General features: G+C 41.5%; 15 protein-coding genes. 12 read left to right on the top strand and 3 right to left on the bottom strand.

The features are described from left to right. Positions 1 to 2: 2 nt before the first annotated feature. Entirely contained in the window at positions 3 to 962 is a 960-nt protein-coding gene (locus tag J7I93_RS07595; RefSeq protein ID WP_214724882.1) for an NAD(P)H-dependent flavin oxidoreductase, read from the bottom strand. Positions 963 to 1,201: 239 nt separating this feature from the next. On the opposite strand from J7I93_RS07595, the gene J7I93_RS07590 reads away from it, so the two are divergent. Further along, positions 1,202 to 1,963: a tRNA threonylcarbamoyladenosine dehydratase gene (locus tag J7I93_RS07590; protein ID WP_214724880.1), complete on the top strand. Its 762-nt coding sequence runs from the start codon at positions 1,202 to 1,204 to the stop codon at positions 1,961 to 1,963. Positions 1,964 to 2,851: 888 nt separating this feature from the next. On the opposite strand, the gene J7I93_RS07585 is transcribed toward J7I93_RS07590, so the two are convergent. Then, complete coding sequence (locus J7I93_RS07585; protein WP_214724878.1) at positions 2,852 to 3,373, bottom strand: hypothetical protein; 522 nt, start codon at positions 3,371 to 3,373, stop codon at positions 2,852 to 2,854. A gap of 183 nt (positions 3,374 to 3,556) precedes the next feature. Here J7I93_RS07585 and J7I93_RS07580 point away from each other — a divergent pair, with 183 nt between their 5' ends. Both J7I93_RS07580 and J7I93_RS07575 read left to right on the top strand, forming a co-directional pair. Then, on the top strand, positions 3,557 to 4,483 hold the full coding sequence (locus J7I93_RS07580) for an ABC transporter ATP-binding protein (protein ID WP_214724876.1): 927 nt from the start codon (positions 3,557 to 3,559) through the stop codon (positions 4,481 to 4,483). Further along, positions 4,476 to 5,435, top strand: coding sequence for an ABC transporter permease (locus tag J7I93_RS07575; RefSeq protein WP_214724874.1), 960 nt, complete (start codon positions 4,476 to 4,478; stop codon positions 5,433 to 5,435). Before J7I93_RS07580 ends, J7I93_RS07575 begins: the two co-directional genes overlap by 8 nt. A gap of 60 nt (positions 5,436 to 5,495) precedes the next feature. On the opposite strand, the gene J7I93_RS07570 is transcribed toward J7I93_RS07575, so the two are convergent. Continuing rightward, positions 5,496 to 6,758, bottom strand: a complete 1,263-nt coding sequence (locus J7I93_RS07570) for a replication-associated recombination protein A (RefSeq protein ID WP_214725111.1) — start codon at positions 6,756 to 6,758, stop codon at positions 5,496 to 5,498. Between the two features lie 267 nt (positions 6,759 to 7,025). On the opposite strand from J7I93_RS07570, the gene J7I93_RS07565 reads away from it, so the two are divergent. The 9 genes from J7I93_RS07565 (at position 7,026) to J7I93_RS07525 (ending at position 14,840) form a co-directional block, all read left to right on the top strand. After that, on the top strand, positions 7,026 to 7,715 hold the full coding sequence (locus J7I93_RS07565; RefSeq protein WP_214724872.1) for a YczE/YyaS/YitT family protein: 690 nt from the start codon (positions 7,026 to 7,028) through the stop codon (positions 7,713 to 7,715). Further along, positions 7,715 to 8,134: a cysteine metabolism transcriptional regulator CymR gene (gene cymR / locus J7I93_RS07560; RefSeq protein ID WP_144545340.1), complete on the top strand. Its 420-nt coding sequence runs from the start codon at positions 7,715 to 7,717 to the stop codon at positions 8,132 to 8,134. Before J7I93_RS07565 ends, cymR begins: the two co-directional genes overlap by 1 nt. A gap of 91 nt (positions 8,135 to 8,225) precedes the next feature. Beyond that, the gene (locus tag J7I93_RS07555; RefSeq protein WP_214724870.1) at positions 8,226 to 9,368 is read left to right on the top strand and encodes a cysteine desulfurase family protein; all 1,143 of its coding nucleotides are present in this window, start codon (positions 8,226 to 8,228) and stop codon (positions 9,366 to 9,368) included. Between the two features lie 68 nt (positions 9,369 to 9,436). After that, positions 9,437 to 10,552, top strand: coding sequence for a tRNA 2-thiouridine(34) synthase MnmA (mnmA, locus tag J7I93_RS07550; protein WP_214724868.1), 1,116 nt, complete (start codon positions 9,437 to 9,439; stop codon positions 10,550 to 10,552). 138 nt (positions 10,553 to 10,690) lie between these two features. After that, positions 10,691 to 11,356 carry a tetratricopeptide repeat protein gene (locus J7I93_RS07545; protein ID WP_214724866.1) on the top strand — a complete coding sequence of 222 codons (666 nt, stop codon included), beginning with the start codon at positions 10,691 to 10,693 and terminating at the stop codon, positions 11,354 to 11,356. A 31-nt stretch (positions 11,357 to 11,387) separates the two neighbouring features. Further along, a complete protein-coding gene (gene recD2 / locus J7I93_RS07540) occupies positions 11,388 to 13,814 on the top strand; it encodes an SF1B family DNA helicase RecD2 (RefSeq protein ID WP_214724864.1) in 2,427 nt (808 codons plus the stop codon). A gap of 62 nt (positions 13,815 to 13,876) precedes the next feature. After that, positions 13,877 to 14,041, top strand: a complete 165-nt coding sequence (locus J7I93_RS07535; RefSeq protein WP_214725131.1) for a hypothetical protein — start codon at positions 13,877 to 13,879, stop codon at positions 14,039 to 14,041. Positions 14,042 to 14,088: 47 nt separating this feature from the next. Further along, positions 14,089 to 14,244 (top strand): hypothetical protein, encoded by a 156-nt coding sequence (locus J7I93_RS07530; protein WP_214724862.1) that lies wholly within the window; start codon positions 14,089 to 14,091, stop codon positions 14,242 to 14,244. A gap of 125 nt (positions 14,245 to 14,369) precedes the next feature. Further along, positions 14,370 to 14,840 carry a PRC-barrel domain-containing protein gene (locus J7I93_RS07525; protein ID WP_214724860.1) on the top strand — a complete coding sequence of 157 codons (471 nt, stop codon included), beginning with the start codon at positions 14,370 to 14,372 and terminating at the stop codon, positions 14,838 to 14,840. Positions 14,841 to 14,853: the final 13 nt, after the last annotated feature.

Here is a 14,853-nt window from a genome sequence, read left to right as displayed (position 1 = left end):
CCCTATGAAATGGCACTGTGATACTCAGACGCAATTTTATTTATAATAGACTGTACTGGAAGAATCTCTTCTATTTCAGAAACCCGGGATCCGGCAAATACCAGCCCGTTTTCTACATCTCCGCCAACCGATTTTAGCAATGAATCCAGTGTACAAAAACGGTAGGAGCAGTTTTTTAAACAATCATGGCATTTGTCTATTTTCAGTTTGTCTGTCCCATCGATAAGAGTTGTGAACTTGTTTTTAATTGCTCTTCCCTGCAGTCCCACAGTGGTTTTAACAAGTACAGTATCTCCTTCCTTGGCACTTACATATTTTTCTTTAAAAGATCTGGGTGCATCGCATTCTTCACTTGCAACAAATCGTGTTCCCATTTGTACACCTGAGGCTCCCATATCCAGCGCTTTTGCAAGATCCATTCCTGTTAAAATACCACCGGCTGCAATGACGGGTATATTCACAGCTTTAACGACCTCTGGAAGAATATCAAACAATGGCTTGTCTGTTCCCAAATGTCCGCCTGCTTCGTGCCCTTCCACTACCACAGCTGATGCACCAAGCCTTTCGGAAAGCCGTGCAAGCTTTGCAGATGACACGATGGAGATGACCGGCACTCCATATTCCTTTCCCCATGAATACATATCACGTGAGATCCCTGCGCCTGAAATAATAAAATCCACTTTTTCCTCCAATGCGGCTTTCATTTTCTCTGCAAAGTCATTCATAGCGAATAGGACATTGACACCGATATACCCAGCCTCCGTTTTTAGTTGATTTCTGGCCTTTTTTATATGCATTCTTAATTCATCAGTAGAAATGCCAGTTCCGGAAATGATTCCAATTCCTCCTGCGTTCGCAACTGCTGAGGCAAGTCCGCTAAGAGAGATGCCTACCCCCATGCCCCCTTGAAGAATGGGAACCCTGGGCTTCATATGGCCGATTTGTAGTTGTGGAAGATTCATTGTTCAACCTCATTTCAAAAATTTAATAGTATTTCTAAGAGCATCTTAGCATTAAATTTTTAAAAAAGATGTGACTTTTATTACCTGGTCATATAACTTGATTACTAAATTTGGTGTATTTTAACATCATTAATCCTATAGAACTACTTGTTTTAATATTGAAGTATGATATATTCATTATCGGGTAATAGATAATGAATGCTTAAATTTTTTAATAACCTGTTATGGAGTTGATATAAATGCTTCACCAATTTTCAAGAAATGAATTGGCTATCGGCAAGGAAGGCCTTGAGAAAATGAAAAACAGTACGGTTGCCGTGCTCGGCATCGGGGGAGTCGGTTCTTTTGCTGCTGAAGCACTTGCCCGTTCAGGGGTTGGCCGGCTGGTGCTTGTAGACAAAGATGATGTAGATATTACGAATGTAAACCGTCAGGTAATTGCGTTGTTATCGACAGTTGGAAAGCCAAAAGTTGATTTAATGAAAGAAAGGATAATGGATATTAACCCTGACTGTGAAGTGATTGCGCTGAAAATGTTTTACACTGAGGAAACCTATGAGCAATTTTTTGATTATGGCCTCGATTTTGTCGTGGACGCATCTGATACGATTTCCTACAAAATTCACTTAATCAAAGAATGCTTGAAGAGAGACATTCCGATGATTTCCAGCATGGGCGCTGCAAACAAAATGGATCCAACAAGGTTCCAAATTGCAGATATTTTCAAAACGCATACAGACCCAATTGCCAAGGTCATTCGCACACGCCTGCGAAAAGAAGGAATCCGCAAAGGAATCCCGGTTGTATTCTCTGATGAAAGCCCCATCGTCATCCGAGAAGATGTACGTAAAACAGTCGGAAAAGATGATGCCGAAATCAGAAAAGCAAAAATGCCTCCATCTTCAAACGCATTTGTCCCATCTGTTGCAGGACTAATCATGGCGAGCTATGTAGTAAGAAAGCTATTGAGCGATATTAAAATATCACGTGTGAATGACTGAAAAAGACCGGCTGATGAAGCAACGGGTTCGGATACCTGTCACTTTTTATAAAATACGTTTGAAAATCTGCTTATATTTGTTATACATTTTGTCCTGCAAAATGCAGGGCTTTTTGTTATGTAAGAATATTACAAATTGCCATCTAATGTATCATGCATTTTATGGCCAAAGTACTGTTATAAAACTAAATGTTGATTTCACTGTGTTTGAAAAATAACCGGAAAAATTCCGTTTAAAACGGGAAATACCCATATTTCCTTAAGAATAAGCGGAGTTTTTTCGCTTATATGATCCAAATCTTTGAATTTTGGTTTATTTAGAGCAGTTAACCGGAATTCCTCCGCTTATCTCTGCTTCTTATGCTTCCTCTATATACTTTAGCCGGAAATTCTCCGCCTATTAATTCTCATACCTATACGAAAATCACCAATGAATAATTACAAAGAGAAACTTAGTTTTGTAACTAAAAAACACAAGATTTTGCAATTCAATTTGCGAGGTAACAGAAATCTCTGTAACCTTACATTTCGAAATACAAATTGGACCACAGTTTCAAGCCTATTTTTATAATTATTCGCGTTATATCAATGAAAAATGACCATCAAATTCACATACAAATTGATGGTCATTTTAAAATACACATTGGATTTTTGTGACAGGTAAAAGAACCCGTTACTGATGAAGCCGGTTTTTTTTGGCAGGAGGTTTGAGCTATAGATAGGGGCTTATTTTAGATACTGGACATATACAAATGAAAAGCCCGGAAAATCACGTGTGAAAAGGAAAAACCCGCGCTGAAAGAGGGGAGTCCGCTCATAAAATGTAAACTCAGCTAGTATAGAATCCCCGCAAGCTCGTACCCCTTATCCTAAATATATCCAGATTCCCTTAATGAATGGCTCTTTTTTCTTCTAGACCTTCTTGTTTAAGGAGTTGATCGGCTTCTTTTAGTATCCCGGCCATTTCTTCGTATTGCAGAAGTTCTTTTTCAAAAACTTTTCTCTTGTCCTCAAGCTTGATTTTCAGCTGTTCATTCAGCAGATTTAATTGGGTGTGTTCTTCATTTAAAAGTTTATTTTGTTTAAATAGTTCAGAATCGGGCTGGGTTTTTGCAAAATTCTTTAAGAAGAGAATAACTTGATCCAAGTTTGCAAGGGGAGCAGTTTCGAATTCATTGCTTGACTGCTTGGCCGTAGTGATCCTTGAATCAGCTTCAGTTGCAGGTAAAGATAATTCCTTTTTTAAGACAGCGTTCCAGCGATATTGACATGCCGAAACTGTCCGTCCCAGTTCACTGCTCGCTTTTTTGAAAGCTGATGCTTTAGAATCGCCATTGGATGTATACTCAAGGACCATTTCTTTTAAAAACTGATCCTCCTCCGGTTTCCATAAATCTTTCCGTTCCTTCATTCCATTCATCACCTCGAAAATACGATTATAACTATAGGCTTATCGTCACCCTTCTAAATGAAAATATTCCATTCTCAGAGGGTGAAAGGTAAAATAGCAAATAGAGTAAGATTGAGTGATTCCTTCTATATAAAGTGGTCTGGTTTCGGTGAAACTTTAAATGAGCGAGAGGAGGATGCTTTTATGGAAACCCTTGTAGAAATACAGGATGTTACAAAAGTGATTAAAGGGAAGACCATTATCGATTCTGTCAGCTTTGAGGTAAAAAAGGGAGAAGTTTTTGGTTTCCTGGGTCCAAATGGTGCCGGCAAAACAACAACAATTCGTATGATGGTTGGCTTGATCGGCATGACATCAGGTGATATTAAAATAATTGGAAGCAGCATTAAAACAGATTTTGAAAAAGCAATTTCCTATATAGGCGCAATCGTAGAGAATCCTGAAATGTATAAATTTTTGTCAGGTTATCAAAATCTTGTCCATTATGCACGGATGTCAAGAGGGGTAACAAAGGAGAAGATTGATGAGACGGTTGAACTGGTCGGCCTGACAAATCGAATCCATGATAAAGTAAGGACATATTCTCTTGGGATGAGGCAGAGGCTTGGGCTGGCTCAATGTTTATTGCATGATCCAAAGATTCTAATCCTGGATGAACCCACTAATGGGCTGGATCCAGCAGGAATCAGAGAGATTCGGGACCACCTTAGAATGCTGGCAAGGGAACGGGATATGGCAGTTATCGTATCAAGCCATTTATTATCCGAGATGGAAATGATGTGTGATAGGATTGGCATTATTCAAAATGGAAAGCTGATTGATGTTCAGCATATCAGTGATTTTGTACATGGAAGAGAAAAGGTCTATGAAATAGAAGTAGATAATCCTGAGAAAGCTAATGCCATATTGAAAGGCTCATATCCTGACTTGCCGATCCAGCTAACAGAAAGTTGCGTGCTTATTCCGCTGGTCCGTGATGAAATTCCGAACCTGATTAAACACTTTGTACAAGCCGAGATAAATATATTTGCTGTCCGGGAAGTAACCAAAACGCTTGAGGACCGCTTCCTTGAAGTAACAGAGTACAGGGAGGGTGCCGGTAATGTTTAGTTTAATTCAAAATGAGTGGATGAAAATCTTTAGGCGCCCCGGCACTTATATCATGTTAGGATTGCTCTTAATCATGACGACTGTTGCCGGTGCATTCATAAAGTATCAGGAAAGCGGTGGAACAGTTCCAGATAACTCTGATTGGAAAAGAGGGCTGCAAATACAAAATGAAAGCTATCAAAAGCAGCTTGATGAAATGGGAGGGATGGTGCCCAGAGAACTGAAGGAACAATATGAAAGAGAAATAGCCATTAATACATATAGGATAGAAAACGATATTTCACCCAACCAGGATTATTCTATTTGGGGATTTGTAGAAGACACGTCCCAGCTGATTGAATTTGCAGGTCTATTTACCATCATTATTGCCGGGGGCATTGTTGCAAGTGAGTTTAACTGGGGAACCGTCAAGCTGCTATTAATTAGGCCGATAAAAAGAGGCAAGATCCTAGCTGCAAAATATATTACTGTTATTCTTTTTGGTTTAATTATTTTGCTCTTCCTTTTCACTTATTCCGCACTCCTTGGAATCCTGCTTTTTGGGATGCCGGAAGAAGCAGCGCCCTTTTTGACCTATTATAATGGTTCCGTTAAAGAACAAAGCATGGCCCTGCATTTGATTATTTACTACTTCCTGAAATCCATTAATATGCTTATGCTGGCAACCATGGCCTTTATGATTTCAGCAGTTTTCAGAAACAGCTCACTTGCAATCGGTCTTTCTTTATTTCTTATGTTTATGGGCGGCCAGGTCACAAGGCTGATTGCGATGAAATTTCACTGGGCAAAATACAGCCTCTTTGCCAACACAGATCTTTTGCAATATTTTGAAGGAGTCCCAATGGTTCAAGGGATGACGCTAGGTTTCTCGATCATGATGATTTTTATTTATTTTCTGCTATTTCAAGCGCTGGCTTTTTATGTGTTTAAAAAGAGGGATGTCGCTGCTTAGAAGATGGACTATGGAAAAAATCTTATTTTTTCAAAAAAAGGTCTGGCGTCTGCCAGACCTTTAAGATTTTAAGAGCTTGTTATATACTGCAGCTAAAGCCTGCTCAAATTTTCCAGTTTTCTTAGGCTCATAATATACTTTGTTTTTAATCCTGTCAGGCAGGTATTGCTGCTTGACCCAGCCGGTTTCATAATCATGCGGATATAGATAATCAATGCCTCTTCCAAGCTCCTTTGCCCCTTTATAATGTGCGTCCTTGAGATGGTCAGGGACTTCTCCGCTTTTGCCTGCCCGAATGTCGGCAATAGCTGCATCTAATGCTTTATAGGCTGAATTGGATTTTGGGGAGAGGCAAAGCTCAATCACTGCATTAGCCAGCGGGATTCTTGCCTCCGGAAATCCGATTCTTTCCGCTGTTTCTATCGCGGCTAAGGTTCTGGATCCAGCTTGAGGTGATGCAAGTCCAATATCCTCATAGGCAATGACGAGCAAGCGTCTGCTGATGCTTTGAAGGTCGCCTGCTTCAATTAATCTTCCTAGATAATGCAGGGCCGCATTAACGTCGCTTCCACGTATTGACTTCTGAAAACCGGATAAAACATCATAATGGGCATCGCCATCTTTATCATGGGTAAAGCTTTTTCGCTGGATGCACTCCTCAGCAACTGACAGGTCAATTCTGATCATGCCGTCTCCATCTGCCTTTGTCGATAAAACAGCAAGTTCCAAAGCATTAAGCGAGCTTCTTACATCACCATTTGATGCAGTTGCAAGATGGGTTAGCGCTTCATCAGTAACATCCGTGTCTCTATTGCCAATTCCGCGCTCTTTATCATTTAATGCTCTGGTCAGGGCTTCTTTTATATTTTCAACTGATAACGGCTTTAGTTCGAAAATTTGGCATCGGCTTCGAATTGCCGGATTTATTGCATGGTATGGGTTGCTTGTAGTAGCCCCAATTAACGTGATACTGCCGTTTTCCAGATAAGGAAGCAGAAAATCCTGTTTTCCTTTATCCAGCCTGTGGACCTCATCGAGCAGTAAAATAACTTTACCCGACATTTTAGCCTCAGCCGCCACAACCTCCATATCCTTTTTATTATTGGTAACAGCATTCAATGTTCGGAAAGCATATTTTGTGCTTCCGGCAATGGCGCTTGCAATAGAGGTTTTTCCAATTCCAGGCGGGCCATATAGAATCATAGAGGACAGCTGTTTGGCCTGCACCATCCGATTTATGATTTTCCCTTCAGAAACAAGGTGCTCCTGGCCGATAATTTCCTCAATCGTTCTCGGCCGCATTCGAAATGCAAGAGGTTTAATGCTCAAATTTATCACTCCAACCTTTAGAAGGCTTTTCGGCTTCATTAATAGAATTTATGCTCAGCACACAGGAATACCTGCAGGCATTAAGGCTCTATATTTAAGATACCATAATACATCTCACTGCAAAATGAATTTGGTTTTGGGCTTCTGGCAGCCGGGCATGTGCACACCTGCCCCTTTTCCTCCTAAAATATGCTATAATGTCAAAAGTCTATATTATTACTAAGGATTTAAGATGCCTAACCAACGGGGAGATTAAGGCACATGATTTTGAAAAATAAAGGGCAAATTGGACCCAGGTTTTTGGTGTATTTATTCGGGCTGCTTGTCATGAGCCTTGGAATTGTTTTATTAATTGTGGCTGATTTAGGGGCAACCCCCTGGGATGTTCTCCATGTCGGATTATACTACCAGTTTGGCCTAACAATAGGTAGCTGGTCGGTCATTGTCGGAATTTTTATATTAGCAATTGCTGCAATCATATCCAAGGAATTTCCGCAGGTCGGAGCTTTCTTGAATATGGTGCTCATTGGACTTTTTATTGACATGTATTTGTTTTTGCCATTCATGCAGACACCAAATGCTCTTGGCGGAAAAATGATGATGTTTGCTTCTGGTTTAGTTATTTACTGTTATGGTATGGGAATGTATATCTCAGCACAGTTTGGAGCAGGACCGCGCGACAGCCTAATGATTGCATTAACAGCCAAAACCGGCTGGAAGGTCAGGAATGTAAGAGCCTTAATGGAGGTAATTGTTTTGGCCATTGGATGGCTGCTTGGCGGGCCTGTTTTTTGGGGCACCATCGTCCTCAGTTTAATGGTTGGTCCGATTGCTGGGGCTGCTTTACCGCAGAGCCAGGCTTTAACCGACCGATTTTTGGCAAAGCTTAAAGATGATAAAGAAATATATTTAAATCGAATGATGAATGAAAAGAATAGAGGTGCCAGTTGATGAAAATATCTACCAAAGGCCGTTATGGTTTAACCATTATGATTGAATTAGCAAAGAAGCATGGGGAGGGTCCTACCTCCCTGAAATCTATAGCCCAAACAAATGACTTGTCCGAGCATTACCTGGAGCAGCTTATTGCTCCGCTTCGAAACGCCGGTCTCGTGAAAAGTATACGGGGTGCATATGGCGGCTATATTTTGGGGAATGATCCAACAAAAATAACTGCGGGCGACATTATTAGAGTATTAGAGGGGCCGATCAGTCCGGTAGAAGGCATTGAAGATGAAGAGCCTGCAAAGAGAGAGCTTTGGATGCGAATTCGCGATGCTGTAAAAGATGTCCTTGATAACACAACCCTGGAAGACCTTGCCAGCCATACAGATACAGGCGAATCTGATGCTTATATGTTTTATATTTAGGTATATAACGAATTTAGCTGCTGATGAGAATAATTCCTATTTTTATAGGAAAAATGCAAGTAGCAGGACGAAAATAAGTAGGTGACATAGATTGGAAAGAATTTATCTTGACCATGCAGCAACATCCCCTATGCATCCGGGAGTGATAGAACGAGTGACAGAGGTAATGAAATGCGAGTTTGGCAATCCGTCAAGCATCCACTTTTTTGGGCGGAGTGCCCGCCATATCATAGATGAAGCACGGGCTGTCTTAGCAAACAGCATTGGGGCAAAGGCGAATGATATTATCTTCACAAGCGGCGGGACGGAAGCTGATAATCATGCGATATTTGGCGTTGCAGAAGCTTACCGTGAAAATGGAAAGCATATCATTACTACCCAGATCGAACATCATGCGGTTTTGCATGCATGTGAACAGCTTGAAAAGCAAGGCTATGAAGTAACGTATTTACCTGTGGATCTAAATGGGTGTGTTTCAAGAGAGGATGTTTCCAAAGCTTTAAGGGATGATACTATTCTTGTGACGATCATGTACGGGAATAATGAAGTAGGCACAATCCAGCCAATTAAGGAAATTGGAGAAGTGCTGGCTGGCCATCCAGCAAAATTCCACACGGATGCAGTGCAGGCTTATGGTCTTGAAAGCTTGGATGTAAAAGAATTGGGAGTCGATTTACTGTCTGTCTCCGCACATAAAGTTAATGGTCCAAAAGGAATTGGCTTTTTGTATGTCCATCCTGATGTAAAACTTTCTTCCAGGTTATTTGGAGGAGAACAGGAAAGGAAACGCCGGGCAGGGACAGAAAATGTTCCTTCGATTGCCGGCTTCCAGGAAGCGGTCCAGATCTCTCAGCAGAAGATGGATAACAAACGGGAAGAATACAAAGCTTTTAAACGGTTATTTTTGAATAAGCTTAAACAGTCTGATGTGGACTTCGAGCAGAACGGATCGCTTGATTATTCCCTGCCCCATGTTTTAAACTTAAGCTTTCCCGGAACAAATGTGGAAGCTATGCTTGTGAATCTCGATTTGGCGGGAATAGCAGCATCAAGCGGATCCGCTTGTACAGCAGGATCCATAGATCCTTCCCATGTGCTTGTCAGCATGTTTGGAAAAGGATCAGAGAAGCTGCAGAATTCCATCCGTTTCAGCTTTGGCCTTTTTAACACAGAGGATCAAATCGAAAGAGCAGCAATAGAAACAGCCAAAATCGTTAAACGACTGGCAAAATAGATGAACTAGTTAGGAAAGGAAAATGCATCCTTGCGCATGTGCCTTCCTAAGGAAATGAGGTGAAAAATATGCAAAAAGAACCGAAGGATACACGAGTCGTCGTTGGAATGTCCGGGGGCGTTGATTCTTCTGTTGCAGCCCTTCTGTTAAAGGAGCAAGGGTATGATGTAATCGGCATTTTTATGAAGAACTGGGATGATACTGACGAAAACGGTGTTTGCACTGCCACAGAAGATTATAATGATGTTATCCGGGTGTGCAACCAAATCGGCATTCCTTATTATGCAGTGAATTTTGAAAAACAATATTGGGATAAGGTGTTTACGTACTTCCTTGAGGAATACAAGGCAGGAAGAACGCCAAACCCGGATGTTATGTGCAATAAGGAAATTAAGTTTAAGGCATTCCTTGAGCATGCCATGAGCCTTGGAGCAGATTATCTGGCTACCGGGCATTATGCCCGTGTAGAATTCAGAGACGGTGAGCATAAAATGCTTAGAGGTCTTGACGAAAATAAAGACCAAACGTATTTCCTGAACCAGCTAACACAGGAGCAGCTTGAAAAAGTCATGTTTCCTATTGGCGATATTGAAAAGTCTAAAGTACGCGAATTGGCAAAGGAAGCCGGTTTGGCAACAGCAACGAAGAAAGACAGTACAGGTATTTGTTTTATCGGTGAGCGCAATTTCAAGGAGTTTCTTGGAAATTACTTGCCTGCACAGCCTGGGAGTATGGAGACGATGGACGGAAAAGTCGTCGGCAAGCATGATGGACTGATGTATTATACAATCGGGCAGCGCCATGGCCTTGGCATCGGCGGGGCAGGTGAACCATGGTTTGCGATCGGCAAAGATTTGAAGCGCAACGTTCTTTATGTAGGACAAGGCTTCCATAACGAAAAGCTTTACTCTGATTCGATTATTGCTGTTAATAATAGCTGGGTATCAATTATAGATAAACCACGAACCTTTGAATGCACGGCGAAGTTCAGATACCGCCAGGATGATAGCAAGGTAAAAGTCGAGGTTCTGGAAGACGGTAAAGTTAGAGTTGTTTTTGAAGAGCCAATCCGTGCTGTAACTCCCGGTCAGGCTGTTGTTTTCTATAACGGAGACGAGTGCCTTGGCGGCGGTACAATTGATGAAATATACAAAGATGGAAAACGCCTGGATTACGTAGGGTAAGCATCGCTTACTTCAATCAAAATGCCCCGATTCTTTTTCAAGGAGTCGGGGTATTATTTTGGGGAAATTCGATGGTGCCCGTTTGTAAAAGAGCTGACAAAAATATGCTATACTTTCATTTGAATGGAGTGATTGATCATGGATAAAAACCAAATCGGTATTCAATATATGCAAGAAGGAAAATGGGAAGAAGCAGCAAAGATTTTTATGGAAGCGATTGAGGAAAGTCCTTCTGACCCTGTTTCGTATATTAATTTTGGAAACGTACTATCTGCTGTAGGAGAGAATGAAAAGGCTCTGAAGTTTTATGAAAAAGCAATCGGCCTTGATGAGAATGCGGGGGCAGCTTATTATAGCGCGGGTAACTTATATTATGAAATGCAGCAATTTGATGAAGCAAAGAAAATGTTTGAAACAGCCATGAAAAAAGGGCTGGAAACTGGGGATAACTTTTTTATGCTCGGTATGACGCTTTTAGCACTTGATCAGGGAAAACTGGCTTTGCCCTATTTGCAGCGAAGTGCGGAATTGAATAAAAACGATGCGGAAGCTCATTTTCAATATGGGTTATGCCTCGCGCAATTAAATTATATTGATGAAGCCATTAAGCAAATGAAAAAGTGCATTGAAATAGAGCCAGAACATGCAGACGCCTTTTATAACCTGGGTGTAGCCTATGGTTTTAAGGAACAGGAGGATGCAGCGCTTGCCCACTTCAATCAGGCACTTGAAATTCAGCCTGACCATGTTTTGGCTGGATATGGGAAAAAGCTTATTGAAAACGGAGATACCGAATCAAAATAAGAATGATTTGCTTAAGGGGAGGGGATAAAAGATGGAAAAACAGGACTCCATGGATCTTTTTGCCGAACAGGGAAAATTTATAAAAGGCAGGCATCTTGTCACCATATTTCATAATGAACAAAATTTATATACCGTTTTGCGAATTCGGGTTGATGAAACGAATGATTCGTATGAGGAGAAAGAGGCGGTTATTACCGGCTATCTTCCAAAGATGCATGAGCATGAAACTTATATTTTCTATGGTGAATTTAAAGATCATCCCAAATTTGGCGTCCAATTTCATGCCAGCCATTACCGGAAAGACCTTCCCCAAACTAAACAAGGTGTGGCTAATTATTTATCAAGCGAATTATTTAAAGGAATCGGAAAGAAAACAGCAGAGCTAATCGTTGAGACGCTTGGAGAAGATGCAATCTCCCGAATCCTTAACCAGCCTTCCCTTCTCGACCAGGTTCCCAAGCTTTCACCTGATAAAGCCAAATTGCTTTACGAGACCCTTATGGAGCATCAAGGCCTTGAACAGGCCATGATTGCTCTTAATCAATATGGATTCGGCCCTCAACTGTCTATGCGAATTTATCAGGTTTATAAAGAGTCAACAATAGAAGTGCTGCAAAACAATCCATATAAACTTGTAGAAGATATTGAAGGTGTCGGGTTTGGCCGAGCGGATGAACTGGGATATCAGCTTGGCATTTCGGGCAGCCACCCCGATCGGATTAAAGCAGCTTGCCTATACATACTTGAAATGGAAAGCATGCAAGCAGGCCATGTTTTTGTTGAAGCAAAGGTTCTCCTGCAAAGCGTTAAAAAGCTGCTGGAAGACAATAAGCGGGACACAATTGAATATAAAGAAATTTCTAATGAGCTGATTAAACTTGAAGAAGAAGGAAAAATCATGGCTGAAGGGCAAAAATTATTTCTTCCTTCCCTTTATTTCTCGGAGAAAGGCCTTGTAACAAATATAAAACGAATCCTTAAACAAGCACAGTATGATGAACAGTTTCCGGAGTCGGAGTTTCTGCTGGCACTTGGCAATCTGGAAGAGCGTCTTGGCGTCCAATATGCACCGACCCAAAAAGAAGCCATCCAAACAGCTCTAATGTCCCCGATGCTGATTCTTACAGGCGGCCCAGGCACTGGAAAAACAACGGTCATAAAAGGGATTGTAGAACTTTACGCTGAATTGCATGGCTGTTCTCTTGAGCCTAAGGATTATAAAAAGGATGAGCCTTTCCCGTTCCTTCTGGCGGCCCCTACTGGCCGGGCAGCAAAACGGATGGCAGAGTCAACTGGCCTGCCCGCTGTAACGATTCACCGGCTCCTAGGCTGGAATGGGACAGAGGGTTTCGATCGTCATGAGGAGAGCCCTTTGGATGGCAAGATTTTAATTATCGATGAAACCTCAATGGTGGATGTATGGCTAGCTAATCAGCTTTTCAAGGCTTTGCCTGAAAATATGCAGGTAATCCTGGTAGGCGATGAAGATCAGCTGCCTTCAGTGGGACCAGGTCAGGTGTTGAAAGATCTCCTCCGCTCAGAACGTATTCCAACTGTCCGTTTAACCGATATATACCGCCAGGCGGAAGGATCGTCAATCATCGAGCTGGCCCATGAAATGAAAAAAGGCAAGCTTCCTGAGAATATTTCCGTACAGCAGGCTGACCGGTCGTTTTTTAAATGCCGACCTGGACAAATTACGGATGTTGTTGAAAAAGTCGTTCTGAATGCCAAGAAAAAAGGCTATTCGTCAAGGGACATCCAAGTGCTTGCCCCTATGTACAGAGGGCCCGCAGGCATTGATAAACTCAATGTAATATTACAGGAAATCCTTAATCCCAATCCGGATGGTTCGAGGAAGGAACTCGCTTTTGGCGATGTCAAATACCGAATTGGCGATAAAGTTCTTCAGCTTGTTAACCAGCCGGAGAATAATGTATTCAATGGAGATATGGGTGAAATTGTTTCGATCTTTTATGCGAAAGAAAATACGGAAAAACAGGATATGGTTGTCGTCTCCTTTGATGGTGCGGAAGCTACATACACCAGGCAGGATTTGAACCAGATTACACATGCATACTGCTGCTCCGTCCATAAATCTCAGGGAAGTGAATTTCCGATCGTTATTCTGCCGGTTGTAAAAAGTTATTATCGAATGCTGAGAAGAAATCTGCTTTATACAGCGATCACCCGCAGCAAGCAATTTTTAATTCTGTGCGGTGAAGAGGAAGCGTTGAAAATTGGAGTTGAGCGGTCAGATGAACAAGAACGCCTAACAACGCTTTCTGAAAAGCTCCGGGAATCAATCCCGGAAGAAGGTGAGTATAAAGAGGATCAAGCTGGTGATACTTCATTAAATGAAGCACTCACACTCGAAGAAAGACTGCTTCAAGCAGACCCCATGATCGGAATGGGAAATATATCACCGTATGATTTTATGGAAAAAGAATATAGCTAAAAAGGAACAGTCTAAATACAGGCTGTTCTTTTTTATATACCATCCATTGGAGGGCTGTAGATATGGGCAAGTGGAATGAAGAAGCAGCACCTAATAATAATATGGCATCAGAAGAACTTGCATCATCCAGTCTTGTTTCCAATTCCGGGCAAGCAAAAGCAAGCAAGAATAACCATGAATCAGACGGGAAAGCAAAAGTAGGTCCTGGCAATAGAAAAACAGTTTAATTCAGTATCCATAACAAATAGATATTGGTAAAGGAGATATGATTTTTGTGGAAAAGAAAAAAAGAAGCTTGCTTCTCAACCTCCATGGAGTAAAGCGGCAAAAACAGCCAAAACAGCAGGATTATGAGTTTTCCGAAGAGCTTTCAGACGGAGGGGAACGGAACGCTCGTTTTAATAAACCGAGATATAATGGCCGCCGCTGAGAACCAGTGCAGCATAAATTTGCATGGCTAATCAGTAAACTTATTGGGTCCAATGGCAATGGTTTTTCGTTATGTTTTTTTAAAACCAGTTAAAACTATAAATGTTCGGGAAGGTGGGACATTCCTTGCGGACATTTTCTTTATTAAAAGGGCTGCCTGTTTTTGAAGTGAAAACAGGCAATAATATAGGTGAAGTTTGTGATTTATCCATTTCAGGCAATGGGAAAGTTAAGGGTTTACTTCTGCGAAAGGGCGCTCTGCTGAAAAAAACTTATCTGATTGGGATTGAGGACGTTGCCTCGTTTGGCTGGGATGGCGTGATGATTGAAGATTCCTCTGTTCTAACGGCAATTCCCAAAATTGATGAATATACATTTGAAAGCCATAACCGTTTAACCGGCAAGATGATGATGAGCAGGGAAGGTGAACGGCTGGGATTACTTGAGGATGTATATTTTATGGAAGAATTGGGGACGATTGTAGGGTATGAACTGTCGGATGGCTTCTTTTCAGATGTGCTGGAAGGAAAACGTGTTATAAAAACCGATGAACCCCCTGCTATTGGAAAGGACGCCATCATTGTAAATGTAAAATAGTGAGGTGTCTTTT

This window comes from Bacillus sp. ISL-47 (genome assembly GCF_018613175.1).
GTDB lineage: Bacteria > Bacillota > Bacilli > Bacillales > Cytobacillaceae > Cytobacillus.
The sequence above is the reverse complement of the archived record's forward strand: the minus strand, read 5'-3'. Positions and strand labels throughout refer to the sequence as shown.

Bases quoted from the DNA above. Each gene is read 5' to 3' on its own strand.
- J7I93_RS07595 (WP_214724882.1), bottom strand. From the start codon at position 962: ATGAATCTTCCACAACTACAAATCGGCCATATGAAGCCCAGGGTTCCC.
- J7I93_RS07590 (WP_214724880.1), top strand. From the start codon at position 1,202: ATGCTTCACCAATTTTCAAGAAATGAATTGGCTATCGGCAAGGAAGGC.
- J7I93_RS07585 (WP_214724878.1), bottom strand. From the start codon at position 3,373: ATGAAGGAACGGAAAGATTTATGGAAACCGGAGGAGGATCAGTTTTTA.
- J7I93_RS07580 (WP_214724876.1), top strand. From the start codon at position 3,557: ATGGAAACCCTTGTAGAAATACAGGATGTTACAAAAGTGATTAAAGGG.
- J7I93_RS07575 (WP_214724874.1), top strand. From the start codon at position 4,476: ATGTTTAGTTTAATTCAAAATGAGTGGATGAAAATCTTTAGGCGCCCC.
- J7I93_RS07565 (WP_214724872.1), top strand. From the start codon at position 7,026: ATGATTTTGAAAAATAAAGGGCAAATTGGACCCAGGTTTTTGGTGTAT.
- cymR (WP_144545340.1), top strand. From the start codon at position 7,715: ATGAAAATATCTACCAAAGGCCGTTATGGTTTAACCATTATGATTGAA.
- mnmA (WP_214724868.1), top strand. From the start codon at position 9,437: ATGCAAAAAGAACCGAAGGATACACGAGTCGTCGTTGGAATGTCCGGG.
- J7I93_RS07545 (WP_214724866.1), top strand. From the start codon at position 10,691: ATGGATAAAAACCAAATCGGTATTCAATATATGCAAGAAGGAAAATGG.
- recD2 (WP_214724864.1), top strand. From the start codon at position 11,388: ATGGAAAAACAGGACTCCATGGATCTTTTTGCCGAACAGGGAAAATTT.
- J7I93_RS07535 (WP_214725131.1), top strand. From the start codon at position 13,877: ATGGGCAAGTGGAATGAAGAAGCAGCACCTAATAATAATATGGCATCA.